At 33.1% G+C, this 20,509-nt stretch carries 19 protein-coding genes; 7 read left to right on the top strand and 12 right to left on the bottom strand.

Annotated features, from left to right (window positions below; all coding sequences use genetic code 11):
• Positions 1-3 precede the first annotated feature (3 nt).
• Entirely contained in the window at positions 4-822 is an 819-nt protein-coding gene (locus tag LU301_RS07635) for a Rossmann-like and DUF2520 domain-containing protein (RefSeq protein ID WP_305269378.1), read from the top strand.
• Positions 823-918: 96 nt separating this feature from the next.
• On the opposite strand, the gene LU301_RS07630 is transcribed toward LU301_RS07635, so the two are convergent.
• From LU301_RS07630 to LU301_RS07610, 5 genes are all read right to left on the bottom strand, one after another.
• The gene (locus LU301_RS07630) at positions 919-1,857 is read right to left on the bottom strand and encodes a hypothetical protein (protein WP_305269374.1); all 939 of its coding nucleotides are present in this window, start codon (positions 1,855-1,857) and stop codon (positions 919-921) included.
• 142 nt (positions 1,858-1,999) lie between these two features.
• Positions 2,000-3,085 carry a 3-deoxy-7-phosphoheptulonate synthase gene (locus LU301_RS07625; RefSeq protein WP_305269372.1) on the bottom strand — a complete coding sequence of 362 codons (1,086 nt, stop codon included), beginning with the start codon at positions 3,083-3,085 and terminating at the stop codon, positions 2,000-2,002.
• Between the two features lie 127 nt (positions 3,086-3,212).
• Entirely contained in the window at positions 3,213-3,509 is a 297-nt protein-coding gene (locus LU301_RS07620; RefSeq protein WP_305269369.1) for a DUF1634 domain-containing protein, read from the bottom strand.
• Positions 3,509-5,086, bottom strand: a complete 1,578-nt coding sequence (locus LU301_RS07615; RefSeq protein ID WP_305269365.1) for a PepSY-associated TM helix domain-containing protein — start codon at positions 5,084-5,086, stop codon at positions 3,509-3,511. The genes LU301_RS07620 and LU301_RS07615 overlap by 1 nt, the downstream gene beginning before the upstream one ends.
• 14 nt (positions 5,087-5,100) lie before the next feature.
• The gene (locus LU301_RS07610; RefSeq protein ID WP_305269361.1) at positions 5,101-5,451 is read right to left on the bottom strand and encodes a hypothetical protein; all 351 of its coding nucleotides are present in this window, start codon (positions 5,449-5,451) and stop codon (positions 5,101-5,103) included.
• Positions 5,452-6,286: 835 nt separating this feature from the next.
• Between LU301_RS07610 and LU301_RS07605 the strand changes: the two genes are divergently transcribed.
• Entirely contained in the window at positions 6,287-6,493 is a 207-nt protein-coding gene (locus LU301_RS07605; protein WP_305269359.1) for a PIN domain-containing protein, read from the top strand.
• A gap of 1 nt (position 6,494) precedes the next feature.
• Here LU301_RS07605 and paeA read toward each other — a convergent pair whose 3' ends face one another.
• Positions 6,495-7,793, bottom strand: coding sequence for a polyamine export protein PaeA (paeA, locus tag LU301_RS07600; protein ID WP_305269355.1), 1,299 nt, complete (start codon positions 7,791-7,793; stop codon positions 6,495-6,497).
• Between the two features lie 191 nt (positions 7,794-7,984).
• The gene (locus LU301_RS07595) at positions 7,985-8,974 is read right to left on the bottom strand and encodes a LysR family transcriptional regulator (protein ID WP_305269352.1); all 990 of its coding nucleotides are present in this window, start codon (positions 8,972-8,974) and stop codon (positions 7,985-7,987) included.
• Positions 8,975-9,259: 285 nt separating this feature from the next.
• On the opposite strand from LU301_RS07595, the gene LU301_RS07590 reads away from it, so the two are divergent.
• Complete coding sequence (locus LU301_RS07590) at positions 9,260-9,466, top strand: hypothetical protein (RefSeq protein WP_305269349.1); 207 nt, start codon at positions 9,260-9,262, stop codon at positions 9,464-9,466.
• A gap of 309 nt (positions 9,467-9,775) precedes the next feature.
• Here LU301_RS07590 and mrcB read toward each other — a convergent pair whose 3' ends face one another.
• Positions 9,776-12,178, bottom strand: a complete 2,403-nt coding sequence (gene mrcB, locus LU301_RS07585) for a penicillin-binding protein 1B (RefSeq protein ID WP_305269346.1) — start codon at positions 12,176-12,178, stop codon at positions 9,776-9,778.
• Positions 12,179-12,473: 295 nt separating this feature from the next.
• Here mrcB and LU301_RS07580 point away from each other — a divergent pair, with 295 nt between their 5' ends.
• The gene (locus tag LU301_RS07580; protein WP_305269344.1) at positions 12,474-13,370 is read left to right on the top strand and encodes an NAD(+) kinase; all 897 of its coding nucleotides are present in this window, start codon (positions 12,474-12,476) and stop codon (positions 13,368-13,370) included.
• Between the two features lie 158 nt (positions 13,371-13,528).
• A complete protein-coding gene (locus LU301_RS07575; RefSeq protein ID WP_305269342.1) occupies positions 13,529-13,801 on the top strand; it encodes a YeaC family protein in 273 nt (90 codons plus the stop codon).
• 94 nt (positions 13,802-13,895) lie between these two features.
• Here LU301_RS07575 and upp read toward each other — a convergent pair whose 3' ends face one another.
• The 4 genes from upp to efp all read right to left on the bottom strand — a co-directional run bounded on the left by upp (position 13,896) and on the right by efp (position 17,799).
• Positions 13,896-14,534: a uracil phosphoribosyltransferase gene (gene upp, locus LU301_RS07570; protein WP_305269340.1), complete on the bottom strand. Its 639-nt coding sequence runs from the start codon at positions 14,532-14,534 to the stop codon at positions 13,896-13,898.
• A gap of 164 nt (positions 14,535-14,698) precedes the next feature.
• Positions 14,699-16,063 carry an adenosylhomocysteinase gene (ahcY, locus tag LU301_RS07565; RefSeq protein ID WP_305269337.1) on the bottom strand — a complete coding sequence of 455 codons (1,365 nt, stop codon included), beginning with the start codon at positions 16,061-16,063 and terminating at the stop codon, positions 14,699-14,701.
• A gap of 197 nt (positions 16,064-16,260) precedes the next feature.
• Positions 16,261-17,010: a DUF4184 family protein gene (locus tag LU301_RS07560; protein WP_305269334.1), complete on the bottom strand. Its 750-nt coding sequence runs from the start codon at positions 17,008-17,010 to the stop codon at positions 16,261-16,263.
• Positions 17,011-17,229: 219 nt separating this feature from the next.
• Entirely contained in the window at positions 17,230-17,799 is a 570-nt protein-coding gene (gene efp / locus LU301_RS07555; protein WP_305269331.1) for an elongation factor P, read from the bottom strand.
• 81 nt (positions 17,800-17,880) lie between these two features.
• Here efp and epmB point away from each other — a divergent pair, with 81 nt between their 5' ends.
• A complete protein-coding gene (gene epmB / locus LU301_RS07550; protein WP_305269328.1) occupies positions 17,881-18,906 on the top strand; it encodes an EF-P beta-lysylation protein EpmB in 1,026 nt (341 codons plus the stop codon).
• Positions 18,903-20,507, top strand: a complete 1,605-nt coding sequence (locus LU301_RS07545) for a hypothetical protein (RefSeq protein ID WP_305269326.1) — start codon at positions 18,903-18,905, stop codon at positions 20,505-20,507. Before epmB ends, LU301_RS07545 begins: the two co-directional genes overlap by 4 nt.
• Positions 20,508-20,509: the final 2 nt, after the last annotated feature.

The following is a 20,509-nucleotide window of genomic DNA, read 5'->3' as shown; positions in this document are numbered from 1 at the left end:
TTTATGCAAATTACTGTTTTATCGTCTTATAAGCTAAGTATTATTGGCACGGGGCAAGTTGCTCATCATTTGGCATGGCGTTTACATCAAGTAGGAATTAATATTGCCTATATTTATGGTCGTCAATTAGATAAAGCTCAACAATTAGCCATGCAAGTACAAGCTCAAGCAATTAATGATTTATCAGTATTATCGTGTGAAGATGTATCTACATCACAACATATAATCATTATTGCTGTATCGGATAGTGTGATTGAAACCGTCATCAAACAATTAGCACCCCATTTAAGTCATGCTTTGGTGGTACATACATCAGGAAGTACACATATTGATGTGTTAAAACAATATTATGCCCGAGTAGGTGTTTTTTATCCATTACAAACATTTAGTTTTGGTCGAGAAATTGATTGGTACAATACACCTTTGTTGTTAGAAACTGCAACTGATGATGATAAAATATTATTACATGAAATTGCTCATAAAATAAGCAATGTGATTTATGATTATGATTCAGAGCAACGTTTTGTCTTGCATTTATCAGCAGTGATTGCGTGTAATTTTAGCAATTTATGTTATGATTTATCGAAACAACTATTGGATAGCCAAGCGGTAGATTATCAACTTTTATTACCATTAATTTTAGAAACGGCTCAAAAAGCCAGTCAATTTGAGCCACAACAAGTGCAAACTGGTCCTGCAAAACGTGGTGATATTACAATTTTACAACGCCATCAAGCGATGTTACAACAATTACAACGTGATGATATTGCACAACTTTATCGTATGATGAGTGAGATGATTATGCAACGTCATAGTAAATGATAAATATTAAAATGTGATTATCAATTCATGATAAGTGATTGATTTTTAAGTATGGGTAAATGTGTATGGGCAAATGCTGATTTACCCATACTCAACTTAGTTACAAACATCATAAATATTAACTTGTAACCAAATATCACCACGAATAAATTGCCCAATATTAAAATGTGCATAATCAGGATTTTTAGTGGCTAAACGTAATAAGATTTTTTCGCTATTTTGTTCATCAATGAAGACGACATCATATAAAGTATAAGTTTCATTCATAAATTGGCTGTGCATTTTACCTACGATTTTGCCTTGTAACCATGCTTCATCTTCTTGACCAACGTGGTCGCCATAAAGATAAGCGGTGGTTTTAGAAATATCAATTTGAATAGGTTGTTTATCATCTTCACTTTTAGGTTGCCAATCTTGTAATAAATCTTGTAAATTGTCAGGTGTTTGCCCTTGATGTTCGGCTAAAATATCATTTAATGCACGATGATGACGAATAGCTTCAGGGTCATCAATGGTAATTGTTTCATGTTCTGGTACTAATTCTAATTGATATGCCCAAGCAGAAAAATGTGCTTTATATTTTTGATTTTGTTGGTAAAAATCTTGGTTAATACTATAATAATTATCAAATGCATAAACCACACAATCATCATCTAAAGCAAGACATAAAATTGCTTGGCTCTGACCTTCGCTCGTAGTAATTTGTTTGATAGTTACAGGAAAGGCATAAGGGCTATTTAGGCTTGGAAATGCGTGTTTAAGTTGATAAGGTTTATTATCTTTTACGCATAAAATTTGACTGCATTGAATATCTTGAGCATTTTTTGGTCCTTGAATAAACCAAAAATTTTTGTTCATACCTTGTTCATTTGGACAAAGTCCCATCGGGGAGATAGGTGCATCTAAAGCAAGATGAAACCATTGCATGAGTTGTTGGTGGTCTTGAGTTAAAAGATGCCAATGTTCAGCATGATTTTGGCTGAATGATTGTTCATCAATAATTAATATGTGTGGGGCATTTGGTTGTTTGCTCATAACAATCAATTTTATGTGAAAATAACTTATATTTTATATGGGGATTCATCAGTGATATTGCAAGATATATGGATTAAAAATAATATTATAAAAATAGATAGTATAAAAAATGCTATCGTTTAGGATAGCATTTTTATGGTAATTAGCGATTTGGTAAAATATTCTTGAGTGCTTCATGCATTTCAAGTAATACTTTTTCTGTGGTATCCCAATCGATGCAACCATCAGTAACTGATTTACCATATTCTAAATCAGCTAAATTAGATGGAATATCTTGACGACCGCCTTTTAAATGGCTTTCTACCATTAAACCAACGATTGATTTATTACCATCTAAAATTTGTTGCGTAATATTTTTTAACACTAATGGTTGTAAATAAGGATCTTTATTAGAGTTAGCATGGCTAGCATCAATCATAATTTTAGTGCTAACTTTGGCTTTGACTAAAGCTTCTTCAGCTTCTGCAACTGAGCTTGCATCATAATTTGGTTTACCATTACCACCACGCAATACAACATGTGCATAAGGGTTACCATTAGTACGAATAATAGACACTTGCCCATCATTATTTAAACCTAAGAAACTATGACCATGTTTTACTGCTTGCATAGCATTAGTTGCAACAGTTAAGCTACCATCAGTACCATTTTTAAAGCCAACAGGTGAAGATAAACCTGAAGACATTTCACGGTGTGTTTGGCTTTCAGTGGTTCTAGCACCAATCGCTGACCATGCAATTAAATCTTGTAAATATTGTGGTGAATTTGGATCTAGGGCTTCAGTTGCACAAGGTAAGCCTTTTTCATTTAATTCAAGTAATAATTTTCGCCCTAAACGCAAACCTTTTTCAATATCAAAAGAATCATCCATATTTGGGTCATTGATTAAACCTTTCCAGCCCACCGTTGTACGTGGCTTTTCAAAATATACACGCATAACAATATAAAGTGTATCTTTGACTTTTTCGCTTAGTACTTTTAAGCGGTCAGCATATTCATGAGCAGCTTTAGGGTCATGGATAGAGCAAGGTCCAATCACCACAAATAAACGTTTATCAACACCATCTAAAATATTACGCACAACTTGGCGACCATTTAAAACTGTTTGATAAGCAGGTTCAGTTAAAGGTAGTTCGGTCTTTAACTGTGCAGGAGTAAGAAGAGGTTGGATACTTTGTAAATTCACATCATCAATGTCTGGTCTGGATACTGGATTAGACGTATTCATAAAGATAGTCCATAAACATAAAATCAAATATGGATTACTATATCATGAAACACAAAAAAAAACTGAAAAAATTTAATAGAAATAATCAATATTCAAGTACTAAATTGACTATCGTATGTAAAATATACTATTTTTCAGTTCGCTTTAAATTATTAACACTTAAAATAATCAGGAGTAATAATGGGCTAGCAAAAACCCACCATGCGACAAAGCCAATTGAACTGTTATAGCACCACATGAGTAAGCTACTTGCAATGATACAAAGTACAATACAAGCTAATTTATACATTTTAACATTATTTAATAACCAAGCAAAACGGCTTTGTTGTGTTTTTTTGCGTTGTTTTTCACTTAGCAAATAAAAACCAAAAAATGCGATAAGCATTAAACTAAAACTTATCGTAAGTAAGATAAAATTGAGCATTATTTATCCTCCTGTGTTGTGGATTGTGCTTCTAATTTTTGTGAGATTTTTTGCTTAATGCGTTGTTGCATGGGTTGGATATTTTTTAATAACCAAATACCTGCCATTGCAATGAATAAAAAGAAAAGATCAATGCGTAAAAATAACCATAATTGTGCTATATTTTTAACATGACCTTGGAGTAATAGATAAATAATATCCAACACTGGTAATAAAGCACATAAGGTAATTATCATAATGAGTTGCATCGTCCATGATTTTGTATGTGGCATAAGAATCGCAAGGGTAAAACTCACAATCCAAAAGCAAAAGAAACACGCAATATAAGAAATATTGAGAATATTGGTGTCTATAATACTATGTAAACGTACACCATAAAAACTAGCAATAATGGCTAATGGTAAGCCGAGTAAAAATAAAATATTGAATTTGTCGACTAAAAATTGCCCAATACTTTCTTCACCTTTATGCTGAATTTGACGTTTGATACTCCACATCAGCAAACCAGACGCAATCATAACGCAACCTAATAAACCTGAAAAAAAGAATGCTATGCGTAATAAAGGTTGTGCAAAATAAGCCAAATGCAAACCATAAACGCCTGCATTAGCAAGTGCAATCGCATTATTTTTTCTATTATTTTCAATTGGTTGTGCTGTATAAGCATTAAATAATAATCGTGCTGGGCGAATGGTAATACTATTATCTTGCTTTTGTTCAAAAATGATGGTTGCATTATCTTGATTTATATTTTTGACAGTAATACGTTTAATTTCAGCATTCCCCCATTGTTGTTCTACTTGAGCAACAATTTCTGATAATTTCATTTCTACAGGTGGAGTTACTGTATTGTTACGAGTTGAAGATGGTGGTTGGATTTGAATCTCTCGAATTTCGCTATAATATTCAATTTGATTATTGTTATACAGTTGTTTTAATCCTTGTGGTAGGGAGAAATTAAATAATAAAATAAAACCTGTGATAGTAATTACAAAGAAAAAAGGCAGGGCAATAACTGCACTTATATTATGTACATCAAGCCATGAACGCTGACCTTTATAAGCTCTTAGGGTAAAGAAATCACTCAATATTTTTTTATGAGTAATGATACCTGAAATTATCACTAAAAGCATCATAAAAGCGGTTAAGCTAATAATCGCACGTGCCGTTGTAATATCTATGTTATGAAATTGGTAATGAAAGCGATATAAAAAATCTCCCAATCCAAGTTCATTATCTAGTAAAATTTCTTCGCTTTGATTTGGGTCTAAAATTGCATTATGAAAACCATCTGGATCTGACCAATATACTTGATTAATCGGTTTTTCTTTGGTTGCTAGAATAATATACCATTCATTGGCGTTATTGGCATATTGTTGTAAATAATCATACGCTGTGTGAATTGCGGTCGATTGTTGATATTCAATATTGACTAATTGTGGTTCAGCCCATAAATTAATGTGGTCTTTATAATATGCAGTTGTTCCTGTTACAAAGATAATAAACATTAACCAGCCAAATAATAAACCTAACCAGCCATGTAACCACGCCATTGATTGTCGAATTGATTTAAACATAATGCTATCCTATATTATGACGTGAGTGGATTAGGTAGGATATAAAAACGGCAAACTGCAAATAGCGTAATGATTGGTAGAGTTGTCATCGATAATATCTTTAAAGATTGAATACAAAAAATCATCAGCACCCAAATGCAAGCAAATATTAAAGTGAAGATTAATGCTAAAAATACACTTTCAGCTCGTTCTATGCCAAGTGTATAAAATCCATAAGCCAATGTTGCATTGCACCAAGCACAAACAAAATAGCCCACAATAAACGCTAAACAAAAACGTGTACTGACAATTAATTTATAATCTTCATGTTGTGGAGAATTATAAGCATATTGTTGTGCTGGTTGCGATGTTGTAGGTTTAGTCATTTTGTGGCTCTGTACATATTGTGTTGTGTAGAATAAGATTAGTTTTATTATTTTATCATAATTGAGAATATTATAAATATGAAAAAGAAAATCATTTAAAGCTGAAACAATAAATAAAACAGAATAAAAGATTATAAAATAAACAATTTATATAGCTAATCTATATAAAAATATTTACAATAAATCATAATTGCAAATTTAATAGAGAACATTTATGATTATTTCCACACAAAAAGCCATACAAGATTTTAGACAAGTACAATTATTAAGCCATACAAGATTTTAGACAAGTACAATTATTAAGCCATACTGCTCCTGTTTATATTACAGAACAAGGAGAGTTGAGTTATGTTTTAATGAGATATGAAGATTTTCAAAAAATCAATCATCAACAAAATTCATGGGCTAAGTTAGCAATGAGTGATGAGGAGTTAGAAAGCGTTGGGGATTTTGACATTCAACGAGACACGAGTCTGCAAAATAGAGAAGTGGACTTATAATGTATAGTCGATTTATATCAGAATAATACAATACATGTAGGGGGTTATTACATAAAACATTTTTAAAATCAATTGCTTGGTCGAACATAATTCGCCACCTACTGTTTAATTTTGAATTGAATTGACTATATTTACTTGATACTAATGTGGTAAGTGAACTACGAAAAATTCAATCTAAACATTCAGCGTTCAATAATTGGTATGAAACCATTGAGCCACAAATGTGCTATTTATCATCACTTACCATTTTTGAGTTAAAGAAAGGCATTCTACTTAAAGCACTTAAAGATAAACAATAGGCTAATATTTTACAATGTTGGTTTGATGAACGTTTAATGCCAATGTTTCACGGACGTATTCTCGATTTTAATACAAAAATGACTGAAATTATGGCACAACTTCATGTGCCTAATCCTGCTTCTTTTTCAGACTCAATTATTGCATCGACTGCTTTGTATTATAATTTAACGGTCATTACACGTAATACTCAAGACTTTCAACATTTTGGTGTTAAATTAATTAATCCATTTGACTATTGTTAAATTATTGATTTTCATTTAATTTAATCACTAATAACTGGTCGATTTTAAAATGATCAACATCAACTACTTCAAATTTATAGCCTGCAAATTCAACATAATCAGCAGGTTTAGGGATTTTTCGTAGTTGATACATCATAAAACCTGCAATGGTTTCGTAATTTTCCCAATCAGGAAAATCTTCAATATTTAATGCGTGCTTAATATCTTCAATCGGTGTACTGCCATCAATCAGCCATGAATGATTATCACGTTGAATAATTTGCTTTTCTTCTTCTACTAATGAACCCCAATCGCCCATAACCGTCAGCATAATATCACTTAAAGTAATAACACCAACGACAAGAGCATATTCATTAATCACCACAGCAAATTTTTCTTTACTGGCACGAAAACGGTCAAGCAATTCGGATAATGTTAGTGTATCAGGAATGGTTAGAACATTACGAATAGTGCTTTCATTCAGTTGATTAAATGATTGATTATTTAAGATACGCACTAAAATATCTTTAGCATCGATATAACCAATCACTTGGTCAATATTTTCGTTACAGACCAAAAATTTTGAATAAGGATATTCTGCTAATTTTTGACGAATACTTTCTTCAGGCTCATTTAAAGTAAAATACACCACATTTTCACGTACGGTCATGCTAGATGGCACATTACGTTCTTCTAATTCAAATACATTTTCAATAAAATGTTGCTCTTGCTTTTGCAACACGCCTGCTTCAGCACCAGCATCCATAATCGCTGAAATATCATCAAACGTAACATTATCTTCACGAGTGGTATTAACTTTAAATAATTTAAATAGAGCATTGGCGATGGTATTGATAATCCATGCCAAAGGTTTACAAACTAAGATAAAAATTTGAATGGGTTTAATAACACTTACAGCAATTTTTTCAGGTGCAATCATTGCTAAGCGTTTAGGAATTAAATCTGCAAATAAAATAAATGCAGTGGTTACAAAGGTAAAAGAAAAGACAAAAGCCAAACTTTCGACGACTTCGCCTTGATAAAAATATTGAATCAGTTGAGCAAAATAAGGACGAAATGCCCCTTCACCCAAAATACCACCTAAAATTGCCACTGCATTAAGACCAATTTGTGAGGCAGCAAAAAAGTCAGCCGATTGTTGTTGAATATCTAATACTTTTTGGGCACGTGTATCGCCAGATTCAACCATAATTTGTAATTTTACTTTGCGGGAAGCGGCAAAAGCAATTTCAGTTAATGATAAAAAACCTGCTGAAATAATCAGCAAAGTAGTAATAATAATGTTTTGTAATAAATCCATTGTGTATCCTAAAATAAAAGTTTCTTTTCTATGTAATGATGCTACTCTCAAATGGCTGTAAATGATTGATTTTATGTTAGGGTAAAGGTTATTTACCCTTGTATTGGTTCAATGATTAAATGAAACTCAATCACATATCAAATGAAATATGTCATCACTATTTTAAATGATAACTAATATCAAATTCAATATTAATAATGATTATGTTGTGATGTTGATGAAGCATATAAACGATTTTCTTCTTCAACCATTTGTCGTGCAACAAATAAAATTAATTGACGTAGCCAACGATGAGCAGGGTGATGATGCAGTAATGGACACCATGCCATTTTTAATTCAAATTCGGGAATATAGAAAGGTGGGTCTTTAATCACTAATTTAGGATTACTTTGATGTACACGAGCAATACGTGTTGGTACAGTTGCAATTAAATCAACATTTTGAGCTAATAATGCAGGTGTTTGGTAATGACGAGTAAAAATAGAAATATCACGTTTTTGTCCAATGCGTTCTAAGGCTTGATCAACCCAACCTAAACCTGACTGTTTTTCAGGATTAACACCAACACCAATGCCCATACCTGTTTTAGATACCCAAATATGTTGTGCTTCTAAATAATTTTTTAAATTAAGATGGTGTACAGCAGGGTGATTATGGTTCATCAAACAGCTAAAACTATCTCGCCATACCAGCACTTGATGGAAACTTTGTGGAATTTCATTAAAACGGTTGATGGCTAAATCAACTTTACCTTGTTCCATATCACGATAGGAAACATCGGAAGGTGTTAAAAAATCTAAAATAATATTAGGCGCTTCAGAACGTAATGCTTTAACTAAACGTGGCATTAAAGTTGCTTCAGCATAGTCAGATGCCATAATACGGAAGATACGATTACTACTATAAGGACGAAATTCGGTACGTGGTTCTAAAATGAGGGATAAATCAGCTAAAGCATCACGGATGCGAGGTTGTAATTCTAATGCACGCTCGGTAGGTGTCATACCTTCAGATGAACGAATCAGTAGAGGGTCATTAAATAAAGAACGTAAACGGCGTAAAATATTACTCATCGCAGGTTGGGTAACACCTAATTGCTCAGCAGCACGTGTTACATTTTTTTCACGCAGTAATACATCAAGATAGATTAATAGGTTTAAATCAACACGCTCTAAATTCATCTACAAAATACCGATAATCATATTATTAAATTATCTATATTATGCCATAAATTAGGTTGATGATGTCAAATTTTTTCATCATTTAAATAAATTATTGATACAATCAAATGACCTAATATCTTGTTTAATGATTAGGATAAAATTCACAATTTATTTCATCTTGAATGTAAAGTAAATATAGTTAAATAAATGTAAAAAAATATTAAATTGACTTTAAAAACGATGTATTACACCTTATTGTATAGTCCATCAAATCACATATTTTGTATTTTGAGGAGTGATTTTATGAAAAAGACTGTTGTAAAAGCAAAAAATTTATTGGCATTTCGCATTTGGTTAGAAAAATTGGGTTATACTGTAAAGAGTCTGGCAGATGGTCAGGGTTTTAGTTTTCGTTTTGAGAAAGAATATGGTTTAGTTACAGATGATTTATCTGGTAACGGTTTAGCGATGCAGTTAGGCGAAGAATTTGAATATTATTTAAAAGCCTAATTTTATCATCAATGAATTATAAGTTATTGTATTTATACAGGGCGAATAGTTATTTACCTATATAAACTTAAACTGATTTAAATTCATATATTAACATGAATTTGGGTTAAATTTCATGCTATATCTTATTGAAATATAAAGATTAATTAGGGTTGAGTGGCGATTAAAGCTACGCAAGAAGTACTATTTTGATAAAAACTGCAAAAGGTGCGTGGTATGCACCCTGCTTGCTAAAATAAAAATTACTTATTCATTTAAAATCAAAAAGTTATTTAAATAAATACTCCGAGCTCATGTTGATAATAGTAATTATTCTGAAGGAATCACAATCGCAGTGCCTTTTGAGTCATCATCATTTGATGAATTTCTCTTAATAGATTGATTATTGAATAAAGGGCTATCTGAGTGAGATGTTTGCTCTTGCTCTAGTTGCACTGCATAATCTTCTGGAATATCATCTAAATCTGTTGGATTACTATTTGTTTCATTACGTCCACATTCGCCCATATGTTGTGGAATGGTGTGGGGTAACATAGGAATATACATAGCATTCGCACAATTTTCTGCAGATAAACTTCCTGAATGACTATCTACCCAATTCCATACGATATTGCTATTACTTGGGAATTGTACAGGTTGTTGGCGGAATTGTTTCATCACACTTAACCATACAGGTAATGCGCCTGTACCACCAGTTAGACCTGTAACACGGTTGTTATCATAACCAACCCACACAACAGCAACATGGTTGCCTGAATAGCCTGCAAACCACGCATCACGCCCATCATTGGTTGTACCTGTTTTGCCTGCAAGATTTAAATTGGCTCCTAAATTTTGAGCAGCACGAGCTGTACCTGAGCGTACTACCTGTTGTAAGCCATAATTGAGTAAATAAGCATGGTCTGGATTAATCACTTGTGTTGGTTTTGCCTGATAATTTTCAATGATACGACCCGATTGATCTACAACACGTTGAATAGCAGTGAGTGTACGTTTTCCACCACCATTGGCAAGGGTTTGATACACGGCGAGCATATCCATTGGGGTTAAATCAACTGCACCTAAATAGGCTGATGGGTAAGGTGAAATATTTGCACTTGATGGTACACCTAAGGAATAGAGTTTGTTAATAAAATGATTAACACCAAACATTTGCCCTATGCGTACGGCTGATAAATTGTACGAATTAGCTAAAGCTTTTACCATTGTAACTTCGCCATATTCTCTACCACCATAGTTTTTAGGTTTCCATTCTCGTGATGTACCAGCATCAATAATGATTTCACTATCATCAACCAAACTTCCCCAATTATAACGCTCTGATTCTAAAGCAGTTAAATAGATAACAGGTTTGAGTAATGAACCTACTTGACGTTTAGCGTCAATTGCACGGTTAAATCCTGCAAATTCAGTTTCTTGTGCTGAACCCACTGCAACAATAATTTCACCTGTTTTAGGATTAGCAACCAAAGTTGCACCTTGTAAATTTGCTCCTAAACGTTTGACTGAGTTTCTAAAACTTTGTTCAACACGCATTTGAGCAACAGGATTAAGCGTAGTAAATACATTTAAGCCCTGATTATCGAGATTTTGAATCATATATTGACTGCGTAATTGACGACGGACAATATCCATAAAATCAGGGAACCGTGCGGAAGTTAAAATAGGTTTAGTTAATACACCTAATGGGCGTTTAATTTCTTGTTCATATTGTGTTTGACTGATTTTCCCTGTTAGTAACATATTTTTAAGTACAATATTGCGACGTTTTTTTGCTCCTTCAGGATTTTTCCAAGGATTATATAGAGTAGGACCTTGTACTAAACCAGCAAGAAAAGCGTGTTGAGCAATATTTAATTCATTGAGTGGGCGACCAAAATAGAATATTGATGCTAGACCATAGCCATTGATAGAAACGTTTCCATTTTGACCTAAGTTCACTTCATTTAAATAGGTTTCTAAAATTTCATTTTTATCATAATGTAATTCAAGTAACATTGCCATGAATGCTTCATTCACTTTACGTTTATAGGTTTTTTCTGATGATAAATAGAAATTTTTAACCAATTGTTGAGTTAATGTTGAACCGCCTTGACGTTTTCCACCACGAATATTACTCCAAATTGCACGGGCGGTACCACGTATGGATACACCATGATGGTTATAAAAATTACGGTCTTCAGTTGAAATTAAGGCATCAATTAAGGTTTGTGGTGTATTTTCTAATTTGAGTAATACACGGTCTTCATTATGCTGTGGGTAAATACCGCCAATTAACATCGGCTCTAAATAAGTACGTCCTGTTGGGTTTGGTTTGGAGGTTAGAATTTCACTAATTTGACCACCATTAAATTTTAAAGATAAAATTTGCTCTGCGATTTGACGGTCGCCAAAGTCAAAACCTCGTGTATGAATAAATAATTGACCATCTTTATGATAGTAAATACCCGATGAGCGAGAATCTGCATTACCTTGTTTATAATTTAACAGTTTCAGCTCGGCTAATATATCTTGTTCTGAAACATAGGCCTCTTTCTTTAATTCTAAGGGGCGAGCATAGATTTTAGCTGGAATATCCCAACGCTGACCTTCAAACTTTTCACGGATGATGTGGTCTAAACGCATTAAATACATCCCTAAAAAAATCATACCAATTAGGCAGATGATTACAAAGAGTACAAGAATAATACTTAGACCGCGTTGTGATTTCATAATAGTCCAACAAGCTTAAACAAACATAATTTACAGCGTGATATCATGCGAATATTTTAGCGTTTTTGCAATCATTTTTACTGTATTTAAGTTATATATTTACAAAAAATAACCATATGTTGTGAAGGTGTTTGAATAAAATAGATAAGATCAGTATTTTTAGCGTAAAAATTTAAATAATAGACTTGATAAAATTAGAAAAAAGTATAAAAATCAGGTGTAACACATATCAGATAATGTTATGATAGTTACATACACTTAAAACAGTTTAGTAATTTCATTTGAGACCTTTTTTGTGAAAATATCACATAAAAATTTCCGTAATATTGGTTTAATTGGGCGACCCGGTAAAGATTCTGTTTTAGAAACCTTAGGGCATATTTATGATTATTTGCTCAATCGTGGATTGCATCCTATTTTTGACCATGAAACTGCAGAATTAACCAATTATACTGATGTGCAAACTGTCAGTCGTACTTTATTGGGTGAAGTGGTTGATTTACTGATTGTGGTGGGTGGTGATGGTTCATTATTACACGCTGCTCGTTCGGTGGTGCGTTATGGCACGCCTGTGTTAGGTGTCAATCGGGGGCGTTTAGGTTTTTTAACAGATATATCGCCGTGCGAAGTGTTAGACAAATTAGATGAAGTCCTGCGTGGCGATTTTGTGGTGGATAAACGCTTTTTATTGGAAATGGAAGTCAGAGTGAATGGTAAAAGTGTGTACGATGAAATTGCTCTAAATGATATTGTGCTACATTCAGGTAAGTCGATTAATATGATTGAATTTGATTTAATCATTGATGGGCAATTTGTATATCATCAGCATAGTGATGGATTAATTGTTGCAACGCCAACAGGTTCAACAGCTTATGCATTAGCGGGTGGAGGTTCTATTCTGCATCCAAGTATTGATGCCATTGCTTTAGTGCCAATGCACCCACATACTTTATCTTCACGTCCGATTATTGTTGGCGGAGCGAGTGAAATTCGCATTAATATTCCGAAAAACCGTGTTGTACCTATGGTGAGTGCTGATGGTTTGGAAGGTGTTGCATTGAGTGAGGGGGATAGTGTACATATTCGTAAACACCCATTTAAATTAAACTTACTCCATCCACGTGGTTATGATTTTTATATGTCTTGTCGTACAAAATTAGGTTGGTATCAATCATCTTTAGATGCGGGTTAAATCGTTATTATATTATTCTCAAGTTATTATAAGTCATTGATTTTGTTTGTAATGAATGATTGTTTATTTGTACAAAATTCAATATTTCCAATCACATTAATAGATGATGATTTTAAGTTGAGAATAGTGTTATATTGTTGTTATAGTAGAGAAATGTTATGAATATTGAACAAATGTTAGCAGTATTAGATGAAAATATTGTTAATAAATTACGCACAGCTGTTGAGATTGGTAAGTGGGAAAATGGTGTAGTCTTAACGCCAGAACAACGTGAAATTTCAATGCAAGCGGTTTTAGTATGGGAATCTAAAAATTTACCTGAAGAGCAACGCACGGGTTATATTGACCGTGGTACTAAAGAAGAAGATGAGCATTGTGAGAGTCATGAGCCAGCACATGATGCTGAGTTTCAACCTATTCGTTTTACTTAAATATTGGTATATAAGATATATAAATAGTAGGAGTAGATTCTTACTCCTACATAAATTTAGTATTTTATAATAAGTTAAGTGTGGATTGTTCAGATTAATCTTTTAGCACACTACCAAAAATCTTATCACCTGCATCGCCTAAACCCGGCATAATATAACCATCTTCATTTAAGCCGTTATCAATTGAAGCGGTATAAATTTTGACATCTGGATGGGCTTCGCTGACATTTTTAATGCCTTCTGGAGCGGCGACTAACACCATTGCACGAATATCTTTACAGCCATTTGCTTTTAATACATCAATGGTTGCAATTAGAGAACCGCCTGTTGCTAACATAGGGTCAATAATCATTGAAATACGTTGTGCAATATCAGGCACTAATTTTTTATAATAAGTGCGAGCTTGTAATGTTTCTTCATCACGCTCTAAACCTAATACACTGACTTTAGCACTTGGTATCATATTGAGTACACCATCTAACATACCGATACCAGCACGCAAAATAGGAACTAAAGTAATTTTTTTACCTGCGATTGCTTCTACTTCAACATTACCTGCCCAGCCTTGAATTGTGCGTTGTTCAAGTTGTAAATCCTTAGTTGCTTCATAGGTTAGTAGCATAGTAACTTCTTGAGCGAGTTCACGGAAATTTTTAGTGCTAATATCAGCACGGCGTAGTAAGCCTAATTTATGACGAATTAAAGGGTGGCGAATTTCATATACTTGCGACATGATATAAACCTATTATCAATATGGTAAACTGACGTATTATAAGTTGAATTTTATCATTTAGGGAAATTTTTTGTATTGATTGCCTAATAATAATACGGTAAACGTTATCATTTACCGTATTATTATTTAAGAGCTTTGCAATTATTATAAGAAAATAAAATCGATTAATATTTATAAGCATCCGCTTTAAATGGACCTTCTACAGGTACACCTAAATAATCTGCTTGCTCTTTGGTTAATTGTGTTAAAACACCACCAAAACCTGCAACCATTGCTGCAGCAACTTCTTCATCAAGTTTTTTCGGTAATACTTTCACATAGACATTTTCCGCTTTTTTATCAGCAGGTAAGTCTGCAAATTTTTCAGCGAATAAGTGCATTTGGGCTAAAACTTGGTTGGCAAATGAACCGTCCATAATACGAGAAGGGTGTCCAGTTGCGTTACCTAAATTCACTAAACGACCTTCTGATAATAAAATCAAATAATCGCCTTCATTGTCTGAACGGTAAACTTGGTGAACTTGTGGTTTAACTTCTTCCCAACGATATTTACGTAAATAATTGGTGTCAATTTCCGTGTCGAAATGTCCGATATTACATACCACTGCACCTGCTTTCACGTTATCTAACATCAATGCATCGCAGACATGATAGTTACCTGTTGTGGTTACGATTAAATCAGTATTGTGTAATAAATCTAAGTTTAAATCTTCTACTTTACCTGTTTGTACGCCATTTTTGTAGGCAGAAACCACTTCATAACCGTCCATACACGCTTGCATTGCACAGATTGGGTCAATTTCAGTAACACGTACAATCATACCTTCTTGGCGTAAACTTTGAGCTGAACCTTTGCCCACATCGCCATAACCAATCACTAAAGCACGGCGACCAGAAAGTAACATATCTGTACCACGTTTAATGGCATCATTTAAACTATGACGACAACCGTATTTATTATCATTTTTTGATTTAGTAACGGAGTCATTCACATTAATTGCTGGTACTTTTAAAGTACCTGCTGCTAACATTTCTAATAAACGTGCCACGCCTGTGGTGGTTTCTTCAGAAATACCGTGAATACGCTCTAATAAGGTTGGATATTTTTCATGGATTAATGCCGTTAAATCGCCACCATCGTCCAAAATCATGTTAGCGTCCCACACTTGCCCATCTTTGTGGATTTGCTGTTCTAAACACCATACATATTCTTCTTCAGTTTCACCTTTCCATGCAAAAACAGGAATGCCTGCTTTAGCAATCGCTGCAGCAGCGTGGTCTTGTGTTGAAAAAATATTACATGATGTCCAACGTACTTCTGCACCTAATTCAACTAAGGTTTCAATTAATACCGCAGTTTGAATGGTCATGTGGATACAGCCTAAAATTTTTGCACCAGCGAGTGGCTTTTGAGCAGAATAACGTTTACGTAAGCCCATTAAAGCAGGCATTTCGGCTTCAGCTAGGGTAATTTCTTTACGTCCAAAATCGGCAAGGTTAATGTCAGCGACTTTATAATCAACAGTCATTTTTTAAATCCAAAAATAAAAATCTAAGAAATATCAAGAGACTATATCATCAAAATATCATAAAATATAGTTCTTGATGTGATGATATAGATGTCGTTATTATTTTACTCCGAGCCTGACAAAAGGTGTTGCAACATCTCTCGGAAATGATGTCTTATTATAATCAAAAAACAAGCAAATAGGAATGATTTTATATTTTATTCACGCAGTTTTTGTATCAATAAAAATAGCATACATAGTAAACTTACTACAATAATAGCAGATGTACTAAATAAATTAATGCTATAACCAATCAATTGGTAAGTACTTATTTTTAAATGATAATCTAAAAAATATTGATAAAACGCTAAAAAGCCAAATACATTGGGTAAAAGAATAAATAGGGCAACATAAATATAATCACTTAGCCTATAGTGATAATTAATTTTATATTGGCGATAATATGCCCAGCAAAAATAAGCTAAAAAGGGTAATGCGACAATTGAACAACCGATTTGTAAAATAAAATGTAAAGGATATTTCCAATGTCCAATTTCAACCACTTGAGCGAGTTGTTGATGGAATGCAATGGTACGAAAATCTAAATGTGTTAAACCATCCCAGATGATATGTGTAGCTATGCCAATAATTAACGCAATCATTGATAAGAGCATAAACTTTACACCTTGTTGCCAAGTATTGAGATTTAAATCATGATTCAGTTTTAAAAAATGATAACTGACAGGTCGGTATAAACAATACCAAGCCAAGCAAAATAAAATACCTGTTGGAATGGTTGGGTAAAGTAAACCTTGCCATGTGTGTGCAATATTGACTAGCTTTGAATTATCCGTCAGCATACGCACAAGGTCAGGACTCATACAGCCAATGACTAAAGGTGCTAAAGGTAAGCGTAATAAGTGTGCTAATGGGGGTGCAACAACTGCATGGGAAAGAGTAAAAGGCATAGTTTATTTTATTAAGTCATTCTCAATTTATAGTAAACTATTGATTTTATGTAGGGGCGAATGATTATTCGCCCGTACAAAATTAAATATTTTAAATTATATCAATATATTACGATTTTAAGTTGAGATTGAAGTTTAAATTTGTATAATTTTATTTAAAATAAAAGAGAGCAAAACACTCTCTTTTATTTATTGAATTGTCAAATATTTAAGCAATGATTAAGCACGCTCTAAATATTCGCCAGTACGTGTATCAACACGCACGCTTTCTTCTTGCTGTACAAATAATGGTACACGCACCACCGCACCAGTTTCTAATTTTGCTGGTTTACCACCTGTACCTGCTGTATCACCTTTTACACCCGGGTCAGTTTCAACGATTTTTAAAATTACAAAATTTGGTGGAGTTACGTTTAATGGAACACCATTAAATAACATTACTGTACATTTTTCGTTTGAGTCATCTTTTAACCATTTTTCAGCACCACCCATTGCTGTTTTATCAGCAGAAAGTTGTTCAAAACTTTCAGGGTTCATAAAGTGCCAAAATTCGCCATCGTTATATAAATAGTCCATTTCTACTTCAACGATGTCTGCTGCTTCTAAAGTGTCGCCAGATTTAAAGGTTTTTTCTAATACTTTACCTGTTTTAAGGTTACGCAATTTTACACGGTTAAAGGCTTGCCCTTTACCTGGTTTAACGTATTCATTTTCCATGATTGAACATGGATTACCATCAAGCATTACTTTTAAGCCTGGTTTAAATTCATTGGTAGAAAAACTTGCCATGATCGGCATACTCCGCTATTAAGAACATAAAATTAATGATACACTAATGGGTCTAGTATAATATCATTTTTAAACCGATATATGATAAACGATTTTAGCCCAAACTGGCAAACACAATTCAATGATTTAATCACAAATCCTGCTGAATTACTCGATATTTTACAATTATCTCCTGAACAATTATTATCTGGGGCGATTTTAGCTTCACAACAATTTAAATTACGTGTGCCGAGAGCTTTTGTAGCAAAAATGCAAAAAGGGAATATATTTGACCCATTATTGTTACAAATATTGCCACATCATTTAGAATTGGAAATGCATGATGATTTTGTACTTGACCCATTAGCAGAATTAAATACTAATCAGAAAAAAGGGGTATTGCATAAATATCGTACACGTTTTTTACTGACTTTAACAGGAGCTTGTGCGGTACATTGTCGTTATTGTTTTCGCCGTCATTTCCCTTACAATGAAAATTTACCTAAAAATAAAGATTGGCAAGAGATTAAGCAGTATTTACAGCAACACACTGAAATTAATGAAATTATTTTAAGTGGTGGAGACCCATTAAGTTTAAATAATCGTCAGTTGTTTTTATGGTTAGAATGCTTGGAGTCTATGCCTCAAATTAAAACTTTACGCATTCATAGTCGTGTGCCCATCGTTATTCCTGAGCGTTTAGATGATGAGTTATTACAACGTTTACAAGCGAGTCGTTTACATATAGTAATGGTGGTGCATTGTAATCATGCTAATGAAATTGATGAGCTAACAGGACAATATTTACAAAAATTACGTCAGTATCATATTTATGCCTTAAATCAAGCAGTTTTACTTAAAGGTGTGAATGATAATGTATCAACATTGATTGATTTAAGTTATCGTTTGTTTGATAATGGTGTGTTGCCTTATTATTTACATACTTTAGATAAAGTACAAGGTGCAAGCCATTTTGCAATTGATGAGCAAGTGATGTATGATTTATATCAACAATTATTGGCAAATTTATCGGGATATTTGGTGCCAAAATTGGTCAGAGAAATTGCAGGTGAACCTAATAAAACACCGTTAATTCCCATAAATCAAATTGCAACGGAAAGTTTATGAATCCAACTGATATTTTAGAACATCATATCAAACAACGCCGTGGAGAATTGAGTTTTTCGGCGAGTAAGCCTAAGGCAGTGAAACAATGGACAAAAAAAATATCAAAATTACCATTGGGTGATACTTGTTTACAACTTTGGCAAGCATTAACAGAAATTCATGAATTGGAATGCGATGAGAGTTTGCGTTTTGAATTGTTACATAGTATCGCTCCTAGTGTGCAATGTGTGTGTAGGGATTTGTATGCGATTATATCTAAGTCTCGTCAGGTACAATATAATGAACATCATGAGCAAGTTTTGCAACTATTATTAGGTATGCACGCTTTTATGTTATTGAATTATTATGATATTGTACAAAGGGTTGATGAACAATGGCAAAATAATATTGCATCATGGCAGGTATTTTCACGTTTTAAAATTAAAACCACGTTGATTAAAGCGTGTTTTTATGGCTTAAAGATAGCATCTCAATTATTATATTATCAAGCATTATTTAATGCATCATTATTGAGTCGTCAATGGTTTTTAATTCATCAAATTTATGATTTATCTAGGAAAAATAAACAACATTTAGTACAACTTAGTGTATTTGTTGATAATTTAGAATATGAAGTGAAAAATATTGAGCAACAATATAAACAAATTTTACTATTTGAATTATTATCTGCACCTCATTTAAGTGAAACGGATTTGAGCAATATTTTAAGTTATAGCCACGAATGGGCAAATTATTTGAAGTTTGTACACATTGATGATGCGAATGCCTATTATCGTATAGCGATTCAGCAGGATGCACCGATTTACTTCCAATATCATAGTAAGTATCGCTATTTACAAGCAGATATTGCAGTGAATAATACGGATTTAATTCATTTTTTTGATAATGAAATGATTTTAAATCAAAAATTTAAGGGAAGTTCAACTTTGCAATTATATATCCATCATATTTTAACGCATGGTTATAAACGTCAAGAAGAGCGTTTTGCTTATGTGGCACAATTAGATGCTTATTTAGGGCTTGCTGATATGATGAATGTACTCAGTCAGAGAGAGCGTTCACAAGAATTTGTGGCACGACATAAATTAAATAACTATATGTTACAAGTCTTAGACAAAAGTAAAAGTGGTTATAAAATTCGCTGGCAAGATGATATTCCATTGTTATTACAAAAAGGTAATTTATTGTTAATTAAGGAAAAAAATGATGATGGGCGAATGAATGTTTGGCAAATTGCTGTAGTACGTTGGATACAAAGAGTGGAAAAGACAACTGTTGAGATAGGTGTAGAGATTGTTTCACGTCAGCAATTTGTAGTAAAATTACACAGTAAAAATCAAGCTGTGGAAACTGCGATTTTAACCTATACACGTCATAAAACCCATGGTGAGCAATATGCGTTGATACTAGATAAAAAATCACAGTTACATAAAGAGAAATCATTAAATATGACTTTATTGCAAGTTACTTTACCCATTCAATTAGCTCGAAATAATGCTCTTCCTGAGTCGCATTATGTGCAAAAATATGACGTAAAGTTGCAAAAAGTGGAAGAAACTGATATTCTTTACAGAATTTTAACTCAATCAATTTTATCGTAAGT

It is taken from the genome of Moraxella sp. ZY210820, from assembly GCF_030674635.1.
GTDB lineage: Bacteria > Pseudomonadota > Gammaproteobacteria > Pseudomonadales > Moraxellaceae > Acinetobacter.
This window is presented reverse-complemented; position numbering and strand designations above follow the sequence as displayed.